Raw genomic sequence first — 16,013 nt, forward strand, 5'->3', positions numbered from 1 at the left:
CGCCTTGAAACTCTCAGGGAGTGACCTTTCGTCTAAGGCAATTCAGTAGAATATTATTCAGTAGATTTGTCATTTTCGATCCGAACAAGGAGACAAGCGGGCCTTGATAGATTTTCGCCGGCAGGTCCCTACCAGGAGATTTTCGGCATTGGACCTGCCAACCCCACTGTACTCCGCCCTATAAGCCCTGGCAGAACTCCGCCTGTGTATTGATGATGCGGCATAGATGGCGCCGCACTCTGGTATCGATAAAGTTGACCGCGACAAACTCAGACGATCGGCAAAGTGCCAATGGGTCATTGGGGTCTTCGTCTTTGTTTGATTTTAGGTAATGTAGCAGACCGACCAGTCGCATCGGCTCATTGTCATTGATCGGCATCAAAATCACCGGCCCGCCGCTGTCCCGCCAGCAACTGCCACTACTGCCCTGGCTCAGGGTCTCGTCATAGATAAATTTAAACAGACCACCATTCTGCGGCGGTTCAGTCTCTGAAACCCCAAGTAACGCCTCTTTCGGCGTGTCTTTGACCGCCGTATTGGCGCCGTAACCTGCCAAGGCGAACCGCTGGCGCCCTTTGGCATTAGGCGTTGAGAGCACTGGCATATCAAGGCTGTTCGCCTCAATCTGGTCGACCATGAGCACTGCGATATCAAGATTGACAGCCACCACGCTTGGATCACTGCTATTGGGCTCAGCCGCTGCATAGTCGCGAATGGTCGAGACTGCTGTTTCTTTAGGCCGCCTGATTGCAACAAGCGACTTGTCGACGCGTCGGCCGTTGCCATCAAGTAGGCAGTGCTTGGCTGTGATGATGCGATCTTTAGCAATGTAAGTGCCCGTACAGACCATTTTGCCAGACACAAAGACTGGAACGACCAGGCCAAAGCGTTGAGCTGGCAGATCTGAGATAGTGATGCAGCCATCATTCATGCCGCCCGATTCGCCTATACATTTATGGTGCATAATCATCGGTACGACATGATCGTTAATCGACAGCTCTTTGGCGATATCAAGCGGCAGGCCAAAGTCTGAGCCATAAGGCGTTGTGGCCTCGAAACGATACTGTTCAGCCTTGGCCTTATCGGCTGGCCGCATCAGAAACTTGCCATCGGCCATAGCCAGCAAACCGGCACGCACCATCAAGTCATTCAAGAATTCGCGCTCTAAGCTCGAATCTGGCTTTTGAAGCAGAACCCGGGGGTTAATCTTGCGCGACAGCTTCTCAAAGGCAGCTTCTAGTATTGTATGTAACGCCGACAGCCATCAGCTGCGGCGGAAGCGGTGTTCCAGCACGTCGGTCTCGCCGTAAGCGGCGGCTTCCGGTATCCGGAATACCCGGCCCTGCGGGCTGTCGGCCGGTTCCGGGATCACCGTCACGATCGGCCGCACTTGCGCCGCCGCCAGTGCGGACGCCACGCTGTCGTGACGCGCCAGCCAGCGCAGATTCATATAGGTGGCGAACATCAGATTGAGCTCGGCGGCCTCGGCGGCCGCGACCACCGCCTGGGGCGGCAGCCAGGCCGCCGACACCACTTCGCGCAGGTCGGCCGTTGCCGTCTGGTCCGCCGGCGCCGGCGCCAGGAAGAAATGCGTGTCGAAACGCTTGGGCAGATGCGGCGGCGTGATCCAGTGCGCAAACGGCACCAGGCTTTGCGTGGCAAGCGCGCAGCCCGTGCGCTGCACCAGCGTTGCGAAATCCTGGTCCGGACCGGACCGGACCGGTGCAGGCTCGGCCAGCAGCAGACCGCATTCCTCGTAGGTTTCGCGGATGGCGGCGATGCGTAGCGCGGCCTCGGGCCCCGAAAGCGCGGCATCGGCGGCATCGACGGTGCCGCCGGGAAACACGAACTTGCCGGCAGCATAACTGGCCGATCCGGTGCGCTCGACCATCAGCACTTCCGGGCCGGCGGCCGCATCACGCAGCAGGATCAGCGAGGCGGCAAGGCGCGGCGTGACGGGGGCGGCAGGTGCGGCGGTCATCAGGACATCTCCGGGTTGGACGGGCTGGCAGGCCGGATCGCGACCGGCGCGCGAAAGGCATGCTGCAGGAGGAATGGCAGGGCGGCGACGACGATGCCGGCGGCTGCCACCAGCAGCGCCGGCCGGTAGCTGGCGCTGGCATCATGCAGGTAGCCGGCACCCCAGGCGCCGATGCCGGCACCGATATTGCTGCAGGCATAGATCACGCCGTAGATCGCCGGCGCCGATGCGCCGGTGAACAGCCGGTTCGACAGCGTGGCGACGATCGGCCCGGGCGCGCCCTGGGCGATGCCGAAGATGCCGACGAAGCAGGCGAGCAGCCATTCGAACCGGAAATAGCTGAGGCTCAGCAGGCAGAAGATGCCGAGGAAGGTGCAGGCGAAACTGAGCAGCGCAATCGGGCGCAGGCCGAAGCGGTGCGACAGCCAGCCGGTGGAAATGACGCCGCCGACCGACAGCATGCCAGCCAAGCCGAAGGCGGTCGCGGCCTTCAGCGGCGCATAGCCGCTTTCGACCAGAAACGGCACCACCTGGACGATGACCATATACATGCTGAAGCCGGTGAAGGTGAAAGACAGCGCCAGCCCGAGGAATTCCGGCCGGCGCAGCGCCTGGCGCAGCGTCAGGCCCCCGCCGGCCGGATCGCCGCCGCGGCCGGACGGCTGCCCGGGCAGCGAAGCCGCGCCGGCCAGACGATGCCAGGGCAGCGCCATGGTCACGACCAGCAGAACGGCGACGCACCATCCCATCGCCATGTAGGTGCTGCGCCAGCCCTGCCATTCGATCCACCACTGCGCCAGCGGTACCACGAGCAGCGACCCCATGCCGAGGCCGGAATAGGCCACGCCCATCGCCACCGACATGCGATGGCGATACCAGCGGCCGATCAGCGCCGAAGCGGGCACGATGCCGATCGCGGAAATGCCCATGCTCGCGAGAATCCCGATATACAGATAGAATTCGACCATCGCGGTGCTGCGGGCGGCGAGGAACAGGGCGCAGCCGATCAGCAGCACACCAAGCGCATAGTTCACCCGCGCACCGAACTGGCGCAGGATCAGGCCCGCCAGCGGCGCACTGACGCCGGTGGTCAGCATGTAGGTCGAATAGACGCCGGCGGTCTGCTGGCGGGTGGCGCCGAAATCCTGCTCGACCGGCAACAGGAACACCATCCAGCTGTCGGCAATGCCGCGCGATATGAAGATGAAGCCGAAAGCCGCGATCAGCGCGAGCAGGGCCAGACGGCGGTTCTCCCGCCCTGCTCCGCCTACCCCGCTTTCGCTCACGATCCGCCTATTGCAGCACGGTTGACGGCAGCCAGGTCACCAGCGCCGGGAACATCGCCAGCAGCAGGATGACCAGCATATGCGCAATCACATGCGGCGTGACGCCGATGAAGATGTCCTTGACCGGGATCTTGGAATAGGCCGAGACGACGAAAACATTCAGACCCACGGGTGGCGTCACCAGGCCGACTTCCGCCGTGATGATGATGATGATGCCGAACCAGATCGGATCGAAGCCCAGCGCCGTGATGACCGGCAGCACCACCGGCACGGTCAGGAACAGGATGGCGATCTGGTCCATGATGCAGCCGAGCGCCAGATAGATCAGGATGATGAGCAGGAAGATCACCCAGCGCGACACATCCAGTTCGCCGACAAAGCCGACCAGGCTCTGCGTGAAGCCGGTCAGGGTGAAATAGTAGCCGAAGACCTGCGCGCAGATGATGATCAGGATGATCATGCAGGTGGTGCGCGAGGCGCTGAACAGCGCCTGCCACAGCTCCGCCCAGCTCAGTCGCCGCCGGATCATCGCGATCACCATGGCGCCGAAGGCGCCCAGGCTGGCCGCCTCGGTGGGCGTGGCGATGCCGAGATAGATGCAGCCGGTGACCAGCATGATCAACGCAATCATCGGCCCGACCACGCGCAACGAGGCCAGCTTCTGGCGTATCGTATAGCTGGATCCCGCCGGCGCATGTAAGGGATTGATCGCGGCCAGCACCAGCACGGTCAGGATAATCACCAGCGTCACCAGCAGGCCGGGGATGATGCCGGCGATCAGCAGCTTGCTGATGCTGACCTGGGCGATCAGACCGTACAGCACGATGGCGATGGACGGCGGAATCAGCATCGCCAGCGTGCCGGAAATCGCCACCACGCCGGAAGCCAGGCGCGGGTCGTATTTGTGCCGGATCATCGCCGGGATGCTGGTCCCCGACAGCGTGGCTGCCGAGGCGGTGGACGAGCCGGAGATCGCACCGAAGCCGGCGCCGGCCAGCGCGGTGGAGATCGCCAGGCCGGCCGGCGTGCGCCCGAGCCAGACCTTGGCGCTGTCGAACAGCTCTTCGGCGATGCGGCTGACGATGATGAATTCCGCCATCAGCATGAACATCGGCACGGTGATCAGTTCATACGAGGATGTACCCGAGATCGGCGCCGTATTCAGGACGCCGAGCACCATGTCGAGGCCGCCCTTCAGATAGAGGCCGACAATACCTGCGACGCCCAGGGCGAATGCCACCGGCATGCCGAACAGCAGCAGCAGCAGCATGACGATCAGTCCAGCCGCGACGATCATTCCACATGCTCCACATGATGCTGGTTGCCGCCTTCCTGCTCATACACCCGACCGGAGGCGAGCGCGGCGATGCGGCGGATCACATTCAGCGTGATGCGGATCATCAGCAGGGCGATACCCAGCGCCGCGATCAGGTAGGGCGGCCAGGTCGGCCAGGGGATCGCGCCGTCGACCACGTCGCCGGCCTGCATGCCCTCGACACCGCTCTCGAGCATCTGCTTGAGGATCAGCGCAAAAAAAACCAGGGCGGTGCAGTAGCCGAGAATTTCGCCGATTGCGAACAGGCGCGTGCCACGCAGACTCTCGAACAGATCGACCTTGATATGGCCGCCGCGCCGGAAGGTGTCGGCCAGCGCAAGGAAGAAAACCAGCGTGACGAGATACATGCCGATCAGGTCGTAGGACCAGCTGAGCGGCGCCGAGAAGAGATAGCGCATGACCACATCGACGACGATCACCAGCATGATGAACATCAGTCCGAGGCCGGTCAGATACAGGAATGCCTTTTCGACAGCCGCCGTCAATCTGTCCAGTATCAGCATGTCCGCTTCGCCTCCCCCTTATCGGCCGTTACCGGCCACGCCATTGCGGCTTGCGCTTTTCCTTGAAGGCCCGCGGGCCTTCCTGCGCGTCCTCGCTGCGATAGACACGATCAAACAGGTGGTGGCCGGCGCGCAAGGCCGCCGAGCGCCCCATTTCGGTCGAAAGATACACCAGCTCGCGCGCGGCGCGCACCGTCAATGGCGCATTGGCGGCGATCTTCTCCGCCATGGCCATTGCAGCTGACATCAATTCGCCGGCCGGCACCACCTTGTTGACGAAGCCGATCTCGTAGCCGCGGCGGGCATCGATCGGATCACCGGTCAGCAGCAGTTCCATCATCACGCGCTGCGGGATGATATGACCGAGCGGCGCAGCCCAGGGCATGCCGCGCCCGACCTTGCCTTCGGTGATGGCGAAGGTGGCATGTTCGGCCGCCACGCAGAGATCGCACATCTGCACCAGCAGCCAGCCGCCGGCGTAGGCCACGCCGTTGACGGCAGCGATCACCGGCTTGGTGACATTGACGCTGTCGCCGATGACCGGCAGGAAGTCGCGCGGCGGCACGCCCAGCATGGTATCGGCAGCCTCTTTCAGATCCATGCCGGCGCAGAAGGCCTTGTCGCCGCTGCCGGTCAGGATCGCCACCTGGGCGGCTTCGTCGGCCTCGAATCGCTCGAAAGCCGCACGCAGTCCGTTGCGCACGCCGCTGCTGATCGCATTGCGCTGCTCGGGCCGGTTGATGGTGATGACGACCACCGCACCGCGGCTCTCGTAGAGGATATCCTGGCTCATCGCTGCGCCTCTTCGTTGTCATGCCAGCGCCGGATCGCGCCGCCCGCTTCCAGTTCGTCGAGTTCGGTCGCGCCCAGCCCGATTTCGCGCAGCACTTCCTCGGTATGCTCGCCCAGCATGGGCGCCGCCCGGCTGTAGCCCGCCGGCGTGGCCGAGAAGCGCACCGGATGGCTGGGCATGCGCAGCTTGCCGTCGCGCGGGTCGTCCAGCGTCCGGAAGAAGCCGACATCGGCCAGATGCGGATCGCTGTAGAGGTCGGCCGTGCTGTTCAGCCTGGCGCAGGGGATTTCCGCCTTGTCGAGCAGCTCGAGCCATTCCGCCGAGCTGCGCTGCGCCAGGATTTCCGCCACGATGGTGCAGAAATCGGCCATGTTGGCGCTGCGGTCGGCCTGGCTGCGGAAGCGTTCGTCGGCGGCGAGATCCGGCCGCTGCGCCAGTTCGGTGAAGCGGCGCCACTGCTTGTCGTTATAGACCAGCACCGACACATAACCGTCCTGCGTCTTGTAGGGGCGGCGGAACGGGGTGACGGCACGGGTGTAGACCGGTGGCCCCATCGGCGGGTCGTAGATCGCGCCGGCGATATGCTCGATCAGCAGGAAGGAGGCCATGATCTCGAACATCGGCACTTCGATTTCCTGGCCGCCGCCACCGCGCTGGCGGTGGAACAGCGCCGCCATGATGGCATAGGCGGCGCTCAGCGCGGAAACCTTGTCGCCGACCACGGTGGTGACATATTGCGGCTCCGAATTGATCTCGGCCTGCAGCATGGCCAGGCCGCTGACCGCCTGGATCGTATCGTCATAGGCCGGGCGGCCGGAATAGCGGCCGTCGCGGCCGTAGCCGTAGAGGCTGGCATAGATGACGCCGGGATTGATTGCCGCAATCGCGGCATAGTCAAGGCCCAGCTTTTCGATCGCCGGCTTGCGCATCGAATGCAGCACCACATCGGCCTTCGCCGCCAGCTTCAAGCAGAGGTCACGGCCCTTCTCCTGCCGCAGATCGAGCACGATGCCGCGCTTGCCGCGGTTGAGATTGACGAACATGCCCGCGCGGCCTTTGGTGCGGCTCGGCCCGACATAGCGCGAGGTGTCGCCGTCGGGGCTTTCCAGCTTGATCACATCGGCGCCCAGATCGGCCATGATCTGCGTGCAGTAGGGCCCCATCAGAACCGAGGTGAGGTCGAGGACGCGGATGCCTTCGAGCGGGCCGGGCTTCTTCGCAGCGGATTGACTCATGCCACGGCCTTTTGCGCCGCATGCAGGGCGCGATCGAGGGATTCACGATGATCCGGATGGGCGATGGCGATCATCGCCCGGGCGCGCTGCTGCAGCGACTTGCCACGCAGGTCGGCGGCACCATATTCGGTGACGATCACATCCGAATCGCTGCGCGCGGTGGTGACCGGGCCGGACAGGTGGGCGACGATGCGCGTGACCTTGCCCTCCTGGGCCGTGCTGGGCAGCGCGATCATGGAGCGGCCGCCCGGCGACGCACCGGCGGCACGTACGTAATCGACCTGGCCGCCGACGGCACCGAGATACCAGCCGCCGGCGATTTCGGCATTCACCTGGCCGCTGAGATCGACTTCGATGGCGGAATTCAGCGAGATGAAGCGCGACAGGCGCGACAATGTACCGATGCCGTGGGTATGCGACAGCGGATGCATGCGCACGCCCTTGTTGCGATGGCAGAAATCGTAGAGCCGGCGCGTGCCGATCAGTGCACCGGTCACCATCACGCCGGGATCGACTTCCTTGTAAACATTGGTCACCGCGCCGCATTCGACCAGGTCGGCGGCACTGTCGCCCAGCATGCCGGAATGGATGCTGAGATCGCGATGGCTGCGCAGATTGGCCATCACCGCTTCCGGCACCGCGCCGATGCCGACCTGCAGCGTGGCGCGCTCCGGGATGAAGGCCTCGGCGTATCGGGCGATGGCGCGGTCGAGATCGGTGATCGCGGCCGGCGCCAGTTCGACCAGCGGCCGGTCGGTGTGGATGGCAATGTCGATATCGGCATCGGTCAGCGGCTCGGCGCAGGGCACCTGCGGCACCTGCGCGTTGATCTCGGCGATCACCACGCGGGCGCGGCGTACGGCGGCACGGATATAGTCGCTGATCAGGCCGAGGCTGTAATGGCCGTTCTCATCGGCCGGCGCCAGCTGGATGAAGGCGACGTCGCAGGGCAGCACGCCATCGGCAACGTAACCCTCCAACTTGGAGACATGGCAGGGCACGACATCCAGCACGCCTGCCTTGGTCAGCCGGCGATGCGTGCCGGCGGCGCCGACACCGACGAAACGGATATGGTCGGCATGTTCGGGCTTCAGCGTGCTGGAAAAACCGGAACCCAGAAACGCCGTGACGCCGCCGAGATCGGCGCGCTGGGCGATCAGCGCTTCGGTCAGGGTCAGCGGCTCGCCGCAGGCCTGGCCCCACATGATGGTGTCGCCGCGCCGGATAATGCTGCGCAGATCCAGCGCTTTGGCATCGATCACCTGCATGGCGTCAGCCCCTGGCCTGCAGCTGCTGCGCCATCGCGACGACCGCCTCGGCGCGCTTGAGCAAAGGCCCGTCGATCATATGGCCCTTGAAGTCGATGGTGCCGATGCCGCAGCGCTTGGCATCCTCGTAAACCGCGATCAGCTCGCGCGCATGGGCCACTTCATCGGTGGTGGGCGCATAGATCTCGTTGCTGAGCTCGACCTGGCGCGGCACGACGCAGATCTTGCCCTGATAGCCCAGATCGCGGCCCTTCTCGGCGTCGCGGCGGAACTGCTCGTCGTCGCGGATTTCCACCACGGCCTGGTCGAGGGCGATGATGCGCGCCGCCTTGGCCGCCAGCACCACCTGCGAACGGGCATACAGCACTTCCTCGCCGCTTTTGGTGCGGCGCCCGCCGATATCGGCGGCGAAATCCTCGGCACCGAAAAAGGCCGAGGTGATGCGCGGATGCGCCGCACAGAGCGGCACGGCATCGATCACGCCGCGCATCGATTCGATACCGGCCATGATCTCGATGCGCCGCCGGCCCGGCTGCGCCGCTTCGGCCTGGGTGATCGCATGGTCGACCGGGAAGAGCTGGTCGCGCGTTTCCAGCTTGGGAATGATCAGCCCGTCGATATCGCAGAGCACCGCGGCTTCGATATCACGGATGTAATGCTGCGAGGCCGCTTCATTGACGCGGATATAGATGCTGCCGCGCAGTTTCTCCCTGCGCAGCATGGTGACGGCCTCGTTCAGACGATCGCGCGCCGAGGCCTTGTCACCTTCCGGCGTGCCGTCTTCCAGGTCGATGGCATAGCAATCGGCCCGGAAGCGCGGGAATTTCGCCAGCAGGTCATGCCGGTTGGCGGGCGCGAAAAATAGACTGCGGATCATGCCACGGACTCCTGGGTGAAATTCCTGCGGTAGGCCGCGCAGGCCTCGTCGAAGATGTCGCGCACGATCTGGCCGGCCGGTTTGACCGCATGGATCAGGCCGACACTCTGGCCCGCCGGCAGCACGCCATTCTCGATATCGCCCTCGATGCGGCCGAGGATCGTCGCCGGCGCGCCGATTTCCTGCAGCTGGCGCGGATAGGGCAGGATCTTGTCCTGGTTATGCTCCCAGTAATTGGTGAACTTGTTGCGCAGCATGCGCACGGTCTTGCCGCTATGGGCACGGCTGATCACCGTGCCCTCCTCGTCGCGCGCGACCAGTTCGTTCTTGTAGTTGTCATGCGCGCGGGCTTCGTCGCTGGCGATGAAGCGCGTGCCCATCCAGACGCCGACGGCGCCGAGCGCCAGCGCCGCCAGCAGGCCGCGGCCATCGGCCAGGCCGCCGCCGGCGATCACCGGAATCTTCACCGCTTCCGCCACCGCCGGCACCAGCGCGGCGGTGCCGACGCGGCCGACATGGCCGCCACCGTCGCCGCCCGAGGCGATCAGCATGTCGACACCCTGCGATTCCAGCATGCGGGCCTGCCGCACATTGCCGACCACGCTCATCACCGTGATGCCGAGCGCATGGGCATCCTCGACGACGGCGAGCGGATTGCCGAGGCCCGAGATCAGCACCGGCACGCGTTCTTCCAGGCTGACCGCGATCTGGTCCTGCACCTGGCGGGTATATTTCACCGAAGCATCGTCATCGCCCGAGACCTTGGCGAACAGGATATCGACGCCGAAGGGCTTGTCGGTGGTGTCGCGGATGACGCGGATTTCGCGGCGCAGCTCGTCGGCAGTGAGATAGCCGGCGCCGATCACGCCGAGGCCGCCGGCGGCGGAGACGGCAGCGGCGAGACGGCCATAGGCCACCTGGCCCATGCCGGCCTGCATGATCGGATATTCGATGCCGAGGCGGCGGCACAGCACGGAATTCTTGAGAACGGAGTCAATCGACACGATGGCTTCTCCCGGTACGCGCGGATGCGGCGGATCAGTAGGATTTCGGCAGGCCGAGCACTTTCTCGGCGATGAAGCTGAGGATCATTTCGCGGCTGACCGGCGCGATGCGCGGAATCATCACCTCGCGCATGTAGCGCTCGACATGGAATTCCTTGGAATAGCCATAGCCGCCATGCGTCATGACCGACTGGGTGCAGGCCTTGAAACCGGCTTCGGCGGCCAGGTATTTCGCCGCATTGGCCTCGGCGCCGCAGGGCTGGTTCGAATCGTAGAGTTCGGCGGCGCGCAGCATCATCAGGTTGGCGGCTTCCAGTTCCATCCAGTTCTGCGCCAGCGGATGCTGGATCGCCTGGTTCTGGCCGATCGGCCGGCCGAAGACGACGCGTTCGTTGGCATAGCGCGCGGCGCGCTGCAGCGCGACGCGGCCTAGCCCGATCGCTTCCGCTGCCAGCAGGATCCGCTCCGGATTGAGGCCCATCAGGATGTATTCGAAACCGCGGCCTTCCTCGCCGATGCGGTCTCCGACCGGGATCTCGAGGTTATCGATGAAGAACTGGTTCGAATCGATGCATTTGCGGCCCATTTTCTCGATTTCGCGCGCCTCGCAGCGGCTGCGGTCGAGATCGGTGTAGAACAGCGTGATGCCATCGGTGGGCCGCTTGCACTGTTCGCGCGGCGTGGTGCGGGTGAGCAGGAATAGCTTGGTGGCGCGCTGCGCCAGCGTGGTCCAGACCTTGCGTCCATTTACGATGTAGCGGTCGCCCTGCAGCACGGCCTTGGTCTTGATATTGGTGGTGTCGAGGCCGGCATCGGGCTCGGTGACGGCAAAGGACGCCATGATTTCGCCGCGGATGATCGGCGGCAGCATGCGCTGCTTCTGCTCGTCGGTGCCGAATTTCGCGATCACTTTCGGCGCGAAGACATTCAGGTGGATCGCCGAGGCGCCGCTCATGCCGGCACCGGATTCGGCAATCGCCTGCATCATCACGGCGCCTTCGGTGATACCCAGCCCGGCACCGCCGTATTCCGTCGGCATGGTCAGGCCAAGCCAGCCGCCATCGACCATCGCCTGCTTGAAGGCTTCGGGGAATTCGCCGTCACGGTCGCGCGCCAGCCAGTAATCGTCGCCGAATTCGGCACAGACCCGCAAAATGGCGTCACGAATAGTCTGCTGGTCAGCGGTCAGGCTGCCGGGCATGGCGTTTCTCCCATTGTTTTGTTCCTATATAGGAACTGAATACTTATATCGGAACAACGTAGAGAAGCGACGGCGCACCTGTCAAGCCGAATACGTCACGGATCGGAAAAAGGGTGACAGGCCTGGAGTCGGCGCGACTTAAACGCTGCCGGGATAGGGTCCGGTGAAGCCGAGCAGGCGGGAGGCCCGTTCGCCGAAAGCATGCACCAGCGCGGCGAGCCGGTCGTGCCGCGCTTTCAGCCTGGCAATCGGTGCGGCGATGGCGAACACCGCGACGACGGTGCCGTTGCGGTCGTAAACCGGTGACGACACACCGCCCGCACCTTCGACGATTTCCTCGTAGGATGCGCTGACGCCGGTGGCGCGGATCGCAGCCAGGCTGCCGCGCACCTCTTCGGGATGCAGGCGCCGGCCGCCATTCGGCAACACGAGGTCGGTGTCGCGCAGGTAAGCATCGATCTGTTCTGCCGGCTGAAACGCCAGCAGGGTCTTGCCGAAAGCCGAGCAAAACAGCGGCCGCCGCGTGCCGATCAGCGAACTGAAGCGGATCGCGCCGCGGCTTTCGATGATGTCGACATAGACGCCGTGTCGGCGGTCGTCGCCCATTACGCCGAGCAGCGTGGTTTCGCCGCCCTGCTCCATCATCTCGGCCAGCAGCGGATGCAAGCTGGCCGACAGCGAGGATTCCGGGGTCAGCCGCGTGCCGATCATTGCGCCGAGCCGCAGCGCATTCGCCCCCAGCTGGTAATGCCCGTTGACCTGGGTGACATAGCTGCCGGCCTCGAGCGACCGCAGCAGGTTGAGCAGGCTGGTTTTCGGCGTCTGCAGCTTTTCGCTCAGCCGGGTCAGGGTCAGCCCGTCCTTGCTGCCGGCCAGTTCCTCGAGCGCCTGCATCACGCGCAGCGGAGAGCGCGGGCCCTCCGGGCGCGGCTCGCCATCAGAATTGGGAGTTGTGTTGTTCATATTTTCGAATATAATTCCAATATCGGAACGTAGATACTACTTTCTGAGCGACGACGCCGAATATGCCGCAAGGCAAAGGCCAAACACAACCGATTCAGAAGCGGATAACCGGAGGAAACATGCCGAAATTCATACCCATGCTGGTCGCAGCTGCCGTCACGGTCGCCGGCCCTGCCCTGCTCGCCGGCACCGCCACCGCGCAGGATGGCAAGACGATCAACCTGCGCGTCGCCGATTCATTTCCGGCCGGCCATTTCATTCCCGCCACCGCCACCATTCCCTGGATGGAAGGGGTGACCAAGAAGACCAACGGCCGTGTCAAATTCGAATATTTCCCGGCCCAGCAGCTCGGCAAGGCGGCGGATCTGCTCAACCTGACCCAGACCGGCGTGGCCGATATCGGCTATGTCGGCATGTCGTATGTCTCCGACAAGATGCCGCTGTCCAGCGTCGCGCAGTTGCCCGGCGCTTTCACCACCGCCTGCGAAGGCACGCATGCCTACTGGAAACTCGCCAAGGGCGAGACGATGACCAAGCATGAATTCGGCGCCAACAAGGTGCGGCCGCTGTTCGCCATCGTGCTGGAACCCTACCAGTTCTACACCACCAGCAAGCAGGTGCGGACGCCGGACGACGTCAAGGGCCTGAAGCTGCGCAGCACCGGCGGTGCCATGGACATCTTTGCGCGCAAGATCGGGGCGATCCCGGTGCGCATGGCGGCGCCGGAGGCGCGTGAATCGCTGTCGCGCGGCACGCTGGACGGGCTGATCTTCCCGAATGAAAGCGTGATGTCCTACGACCTACAGAGCTTCACGAAATTCGGCACCAAGGGCGGCAATTTCGGCAGCTTCGTGGCCGCCTATGTGGTCAGCGACGCGGTGTGGAAGAAAATGCCGAAGGACGTGCAGATGGTGATGACCGAGGTCGGCGAAACCGTGACCTTCAACATCTGCAAGGTGATCGATACCAATATCGGCGCGGTGCAGGACAGGTTGGCGGCCGCCGGCGTCAAATACCACACGCTGACGCCGGAGGAGCGTAAGCCTTTCGACGCGATCTCCAGTGAAGTCGCGAACGAATGGGCCGACGGTCTCGACAAGCGCGGCAAGCCGGGCAGCCAGGTGCTGAAGGAATTCCGTGCCGCCCTTGCCACGGCCAAGCCCTGAACCGACAGGGCCCAAACATCTGACGAAAGCCCTGGCAACTCTGCCAGGGCTTTTTCATTCACCGAGATTGCCTCGGCGCCCGCTCGAACAAGCAGATTCAACTATTCGACTCCAGACCTTGAATAGCCTTACCGCACACTCGCATTGCCATTTCGGTCAGTACCAACCGAGATGAGCAGACTCGTTCTGATAAATTTGTACTTGGGACAATTTGCGACATCCCGCTGCTAAAGCACGCTAAGAATAGCCAATCCGCCTGCAGTTTTCCGATATTCTCCAAGTTGGCCGGAGAGGGAAAGTTAGCTTCCTCTGCTTATGATGGGGTCGCTCCTCCCTGCCCCGCATGATAGGTGCGTCGGCAATGCATCACCGATTTTTAACAGACTCAGCGCGTCAGCCTTCCACTTGATCAAGGGCGACTTTCATCTCGGCGGCAATCAAAGATGTAAAATGCACTCAGTACGGCATTGAGGGTGAATCGTCAGAAATCTACTAGTAGGTCGGTATAGTGACTTCTACTGATAAATTAATTGCCACGAATCACGGGCGCCTCGACCGAAACTGGAAGTTATCTGCTACCGAAATAGATTTCTGAGCCAACGCCAGAACGAGAAGTGCGGCCGACAGCTTTCGAAATATGCCTCTCGACGTGCTTGTTCAGATGCTCGTCCAGCCTGCACCTCAGCATCACTCCATTGAGTGGACCAGTGTACGTCCCCATTGTCTATAATGTAGTGAGATCGGCAGGGACGCTGCCAGCTTCCAACCGATGGCCATAGCGACGGCCCCCGCGAGCCGTCGCGCACAGACCACTCAGTCGGACCAAGTGGCGTCCTGATCTTTTCACCACACCCGCAGGCACAGAGGTGAGCTGCCGTACTGTACTTTTCGGAGACATAGAGCACCCCAGGCTCCAGCACCTTCGGCATGAAATCGACTTGGCGGCGCTCAAATTTCAACGGACTGCCTCACTAGGCGCATATCGCCGACCTGGAAGATCAAGTTAAAGAACGGGTCATCATCGACATAGAGACCGAGTTTCTTTTTATACAGTAGCACAGCAAGCGACGCATTTAGCGAGTTGAGCTCCGCAATCTGAATGTTCGTTTTGTAGATATCGTCCGGGTTGTCGTGGGTCGGGACGAGCTGGGCATCACGGACCGCTTGCGCGTCCTCGGCCGAAAACAGCGTGGTTCTAACGCCGCCAGAAATCGAGCCGTGCTTGCGGTTCAGACCCATGCCGACATCGATGAAAGGAATGCCGAGCGAGATTAGTAGGTCGATAATTTTTTCTCGCGCGGATCCTTTGTCCACGCACACAAAAGCGAATGTCACACCCTCCAGATCGCCGGAGGACGTCTCATCAATGTACTTCGCATCAAAATGCAGGCCATGGCGGAAATTGTTGTAGCGGCCGGCATAAACTTCGGCCTTGGTCTTACGCAGCTCACCATCATCAAGTAGCCGCCCTGGAGATCGGTATGCATTGTGGACATGATAGGCATCGGCATCGAATGCCTTGATTGCCTTGACTGGTGTCTTGACCATGAAGTCGAGGACATATCCGCCTGTGCCACCCAGCCCAATGATTGCGACGATTTCATTTTTGAATGCCGCAGCCAGATCACTGATCTCCGCGCGCGTAGTCAACGTGTCCCTGATCTTGAAGACGGATTCGTCTGGACTGCTGCCATAGGAGTTGAACGTCAGGGGGGTGACATTGTGCAAATCCATTGCCGGACCACTGATGATCGTAACGTACCGCTCTATCTTGTCGAAGAAATCGACATAGCCTGCGGCTGGTTTGTTGGAGAATTGGCGCTCGACGACCACGCGCGGCTCGACATTACTCAACTGGATCTGGTGCGGCGTATCACCGAGGTTCGGGATCGGCTTGCCGTCCAGCCCATGCGGTGCTGATCCTGCGAATGAGACTTGGTGGTTCTGTTGCCTAACTTTCTCTTTGTCCTCGAACACTAATAGGGTGGCGATTGCTCCCCACTTCAGCGCTCGCTCGGGACCGAGATAGGGGATATCCCGCACGACCAGATAATTGTTGTCGAACGAGATGGCATATCCCCTCTCGGCGAGGCGCCGGATGTCGTCGTTACGACTGACCAGTGTCTGTAACATTGAACTCCATCCCATCCTTCACCTTCACCGAGCCGCCCGGCGAGAGAACGCCTTCGGGCTTGTTCCCATGGCCCTTCTTATAGGTCACGGAGTAGGTGCGCTCTGGATGCTGGGGGTAGTCAGGAAACTCAAGGGTGACCACCTGGGCGTAGGTGATATCCTCGTTTTTCGGCCATTCGTGGGGTGTCGCCTCCACGATGATGGTGGCCGTCTTGTCGTTGCCACCTCCACCGTGGCCTTTATCCTTGTGGTCGGCCATGGGCCTGA

General features: G+C 62.6%; 15 protein-coding genes and 1 pseudogene. 1 reads left to right on the forward strand and 15 read right to left on the reverse strand.

Features of this window, described 5'->3' with window-relative positions; all coding sequences use genetic code 11:
• Nucleotides 1–178 precede the first annotated feature (178 nt).
• The 12 genes and pseudogenes from Q1J79_RS18650 to Q1J79_RS18705 all read right to left on the reverse strand — a co-directional run bounded on the left by Q1J79_RS18650 (nt 179) and on the right by Q1J79_RS18705 (nt 12,447).
• Nucleotides 179–1,141, reverse strand: coding sequence for a trypsin-like serine protease (locus tag Q1J79_RS18650; protein ID WP_300303384.1), 963 nt, complete (start codon nt 1,139–1,141; stop codon nt 179–181).
• 123 nt (nt 1,142–1,264) lie between these two features.
• Nucleotides 1,265–1,981, reverse strand: a complete 717-nt coding sequence (locus Q1J79_RS18655) for an NUDIX domain-containing protein (protein ID WP_300303387.1) — start codon at nt 1,979–1,981, stop codon at nt 1,265–1,267.
• Nucleotides 1,981–3,267 carry an MFS transporter gene (locus Q1J79_RS18660; protein WP_300303390.1) on the reverse strand — a complete coding sequence of 429 codons (1,287 nt, stop codon included), beginning with the start codon at nt 3,265–3,267 and terminating at the stop codon, nt 1,981–1,983. The genes Q1J79_RS18655 and Q1J79_RS18660 overlap by 1 nt, the downstream gene beginning before the upstream one ends.
• A 7-nt stretch (nt 3,268–3,274) precedes the next feature.
• On the reverse strand, nt 3,275–4,564 hold the full coding sequence (locus tag Q1J79_RS18665; RefSeq protein ID WP_300303393.1) for a TRAP transporter large permease subunit: 1,290 nt from the start codon (nt 4,562–4,564) through the stop codon (nt 3,275–3,277).
• Nucleotides 4,561–5,106, reverse strand: coding sequence for a TRAP transporter small permease subunit (locus Q1J79_RS18670; RefSeq protein WP_300303396.1), 546 nt, complete (start codon nt 5,104–5,106; stop codon nt 4,561–4,563). The genes Q1J79_RS18665 and Q1J79_RS18670 overlap by 4 nt, the downstream gene beginning before the upstream one ends.
• A gap of 28 nt (nt 5,107–5,134) precedes the next feature.
• Nucleotides 5,135–5,899 (reverse strand): enoyl-CoA hydratase-related protein, encoded by a 765-nt coding sequence (locus Q1J79_RS18675; protein WP_300303399.1) that lies wholly within the window; start codon nt 5,897–5,899, stop codon nt 5,135–5,137.
• Nucleotides 5,896–7,134 (reverse strand): CoA transferase, encoded by a 1,239-nt coding sequence (locus Q1J79_RS18680; protein ID WP_300303402.1) that lies wholly within the window; start codon nt 7,132–7,134, stop codon nt 5,896–5,898. Before Q1J79_RS18680 ends, Q1J79_RS18675 begins: the two co-directional genes overlap by 4 nt.
• Nucleotides 7,131–8,402, reverse strand: coding sequence for an acetyl-CoA hydrolase/transferase C-terminal domain-containing protein (locus Q1J79_RS18685; protein ID WP_300303405.1), 1,272 nt, complete (start codon nt 8,400–8,402; stop codon nt 7,131–7,133). The genes Q1J79_RS18680 and Q1J79_RS18685 overlap by 4 nt, the downstream gene beginning before the upstream one ends.
• A gap of 4 nt (nt 8,403–8,406) precedes the next feature.
• The gene (locus tag Q1J79_RS18690) at nt 8,407–9,279 is read right to left on the reverse strand and encodes a CoA ester lyase (RefSeq protein WP_300303408.1); all 873 of its coding nucleotides are present in this window, start codon (nt 9,277–9,279) and stop codon (nt 8,407–8,409) included.
• Nucleotides 9,276–10,289, reverse strand: a pseudogene (locus Q1J79_RS18695) (NAD(P)H-dependent flavin oxidoreductase); the annotation flags it as partial. The pseudogene Q1J79_RS18695 and the gene Q1J79_RS18690, both read right to left, overlap by 4 nt.
• 28 nt (nt 10,290–10,317) lie before the next feature.
• Nucleotides 10,318–11,484 carry an acyl-CoA dehydrogenase family protein gene (locus Q1J79_RS18700; protein ID WP_300303411.1) on the reverse strand — a complete coding sequence of 389 codons (1,167 nt, stop codon included), beginning with the start codon at nt 11,482–11,484 and terminating at the stop codon, nt 10,318–10,320.
• Between the two features lie 138 nt (nt 11,485–11,622).
• Nucleotides 11,623–12,447, reverse strand: coding sequence for an IclR family transcriptional regulator (locus Q1J79_RS18705; protein WP_300303414.1), 825 nt, complete (start codon nt 12,445–12,447; stop codon nt 11,623–11,625).
• Between the two features lie 119 nt (nt 12,448–12,566).
• On the opposite strand from Q1J79_RS18705, the gene dctP reads away from it, so the two are divergent.
• The gene (gene dctP, locus Q1J79_RS18710) at nt 12,567–13,613 is read left to right on the forward strand and encodes a TRAP transporter substrate-binding protein DctP (RefSeq protein ID WP_300303417.1); all 1,047 of its coding nucleotides are present in this window, start codon (nt 12,567–12,569) and stop codon (nt 13,611–13,613) included.
• Between the two features lie 575 nt (nt 13,614–14,188).
• Here the strand turns inward: dctP and Q1J79_RS21130 are convergent.
• Genes Q1J79_RS21130 through Q1J79_RS18720 form a run of 3 tightly spaced genes read right to left on the reverse strand, consistent with a single transcriptional unit; the run spans nt 14,189 to nt 16,005 of the window.
• Nucleotides 14,189–14,542 (reverse strand): DUF6527 family protein, encoded by a 354-nt coding sequence (locus tag Q1J79_RS21130; protein ID WP_367183026.1) that lies wholly within the window; start codon nt 14,540–14,542, stop codon nt 14,189–14,191.
• Nucleotides 14,543–14,561: 19 nt separating this feature from the next.
• Nucleotides 14,562–15,746: a ThiF family adenylyltransferase gene (locus Q1J79_RS18715; RefSeq protein ID WP_300303420.1), complete on the reverse strand. Its 1,185-nt coding sequence runs from the start codon at nt 15,744–15,746 to the stop codon at nt 14,562–14,564.
• Nucleotides 15,721–16,005: a multiubiquitin domain-containing protein gene (locus Q1J79_RS18720; protein WP_300303423.1), complete on the reverse strand. Its 285-nt coding sequence runs from the start codon at nt 16,003–16,005 to the stop codon at nt 15,721–15,723. The genes Q1J79_RS18715 and Q1J79_RS18720 overlap by 26 nt, the downstream gene beginning before the upstream one ends.
• Nucleotides 16,006–16,013: the final 8 nt, after the last annotated feature.

This window comes from Ferrovibrio sp., assembly GCF_029255545.1.
Classification (GTDB): Bacteria; Pseudomonadota; Alphaproteobacteria; order Ferrovibrionales; family Ferrovibrionaceae; genus Ferrovibrio.

Excerpts from the sequence above, each read along its gene's own strand:
- Q1J79_RS18715 (WP_300303420.1), bottom strand. The coding sequence starts at position 15,746 with ATGTTACAGACACTGGTCAGTCGTAACGACGACATCCGGCGCCTCGCC.
- Q1J79_RS18690 (WP_300303408.1), bottom strand. The coding sequence starts at position 9,279 with ATGATCCGCAGTCTATTTTTCGCGCCCGCCAACCGGCATGACCTGCTG.
- Q1J79_RS18680 (WP_300303402.1), bottom strand. The coding sequence starts at position 7,134 with ATGAGTCAATCCGCTGCGAAGAAGCCCGGCCCGCTCGAAGGCATCCGC.
- Q1J79_RS18685 (WP_300303405.1), bottom strand. The coding sequence starts at position 8,402 with ATGCAGGTGATCGATGCCAAAGCGCTGGATCTGCGCAGCATTATCCGG.
- Q1J79_RS18720 (WP_300303423.1), bottom strand. The coding sequence starts at position 16,005 with ATGGCCGACCACAAGGATAAAGGCCACGGTGGAGGTGGCAACGACAAG.
- Q1J79_RS21130 (WP_367183026.1), bottom strand. The coding sequence starts at position 14,542 with ATGCCGAAGGTGCTGGAGCCTGGGGTGCTCTATGTCTCCGAAAAGTAC.
- Q1J79_RS18650 (WP_300303384.1), bottom strand. The coding sequence starts at position 1,141 with ATGGTGCGTGCCGGTTTGCTGGCTATGGCCGATGGCAAGTTTCTGATG.
- Q1J79_RS18675 (WP_300303399.1), bottom strand. The coding sequence starts at position 5,899 with ATGAGCCAGGATATCCTCTACGAGAGCCGCGGTGCGGTGGTCGTCATC.
- Q1J79_RS18665 (WP_300303393.1), bottom strand. The coding sequence starts at position 4,564 with ATGATCGTCGCGGCTGGACTGATCGTCATGCTGCTGCTGCTGCTGTTC.
- Q1J79_RS18670 (WP_300303396.1), bottom strand. The coding sequence starts at position 5,106 with ATGCTGATACTGGACAGATTGACGGCGGCTGTCGAAAAGGCATTCCTG.
- dctP (WP_300303417.1), top strand. The coding sequence starts at position 12,567 with ATGCCGAAATTCATACCCATGCTGGTCGCAGCTGCCGTCACGGTCGCC.
- Q1J79_RS18700 (WP_300303411.1), bottom strand. The coding sequence starts at position 11,484 with ATGCCCGGCAGCCTGACCGCTGACCAGCAGACTATTCGTGACGCCATT.
- Q1J79_RS18705 (WP_300303414.1), bottom strand. The coding sequence starts at position 12,447 with ATGAACAACACAACTCCCAATTCTGATGGCGAGCCGCGCCCGGAGGGC.
- Q1J79_RS18655 (WP_300303387.1), bottom strand. The coding sequence starts at position 1,981 with ATGACCGCCGCACCTGCCGCCCCCGTCACGCCGCGCCTTGCCGCCTCG.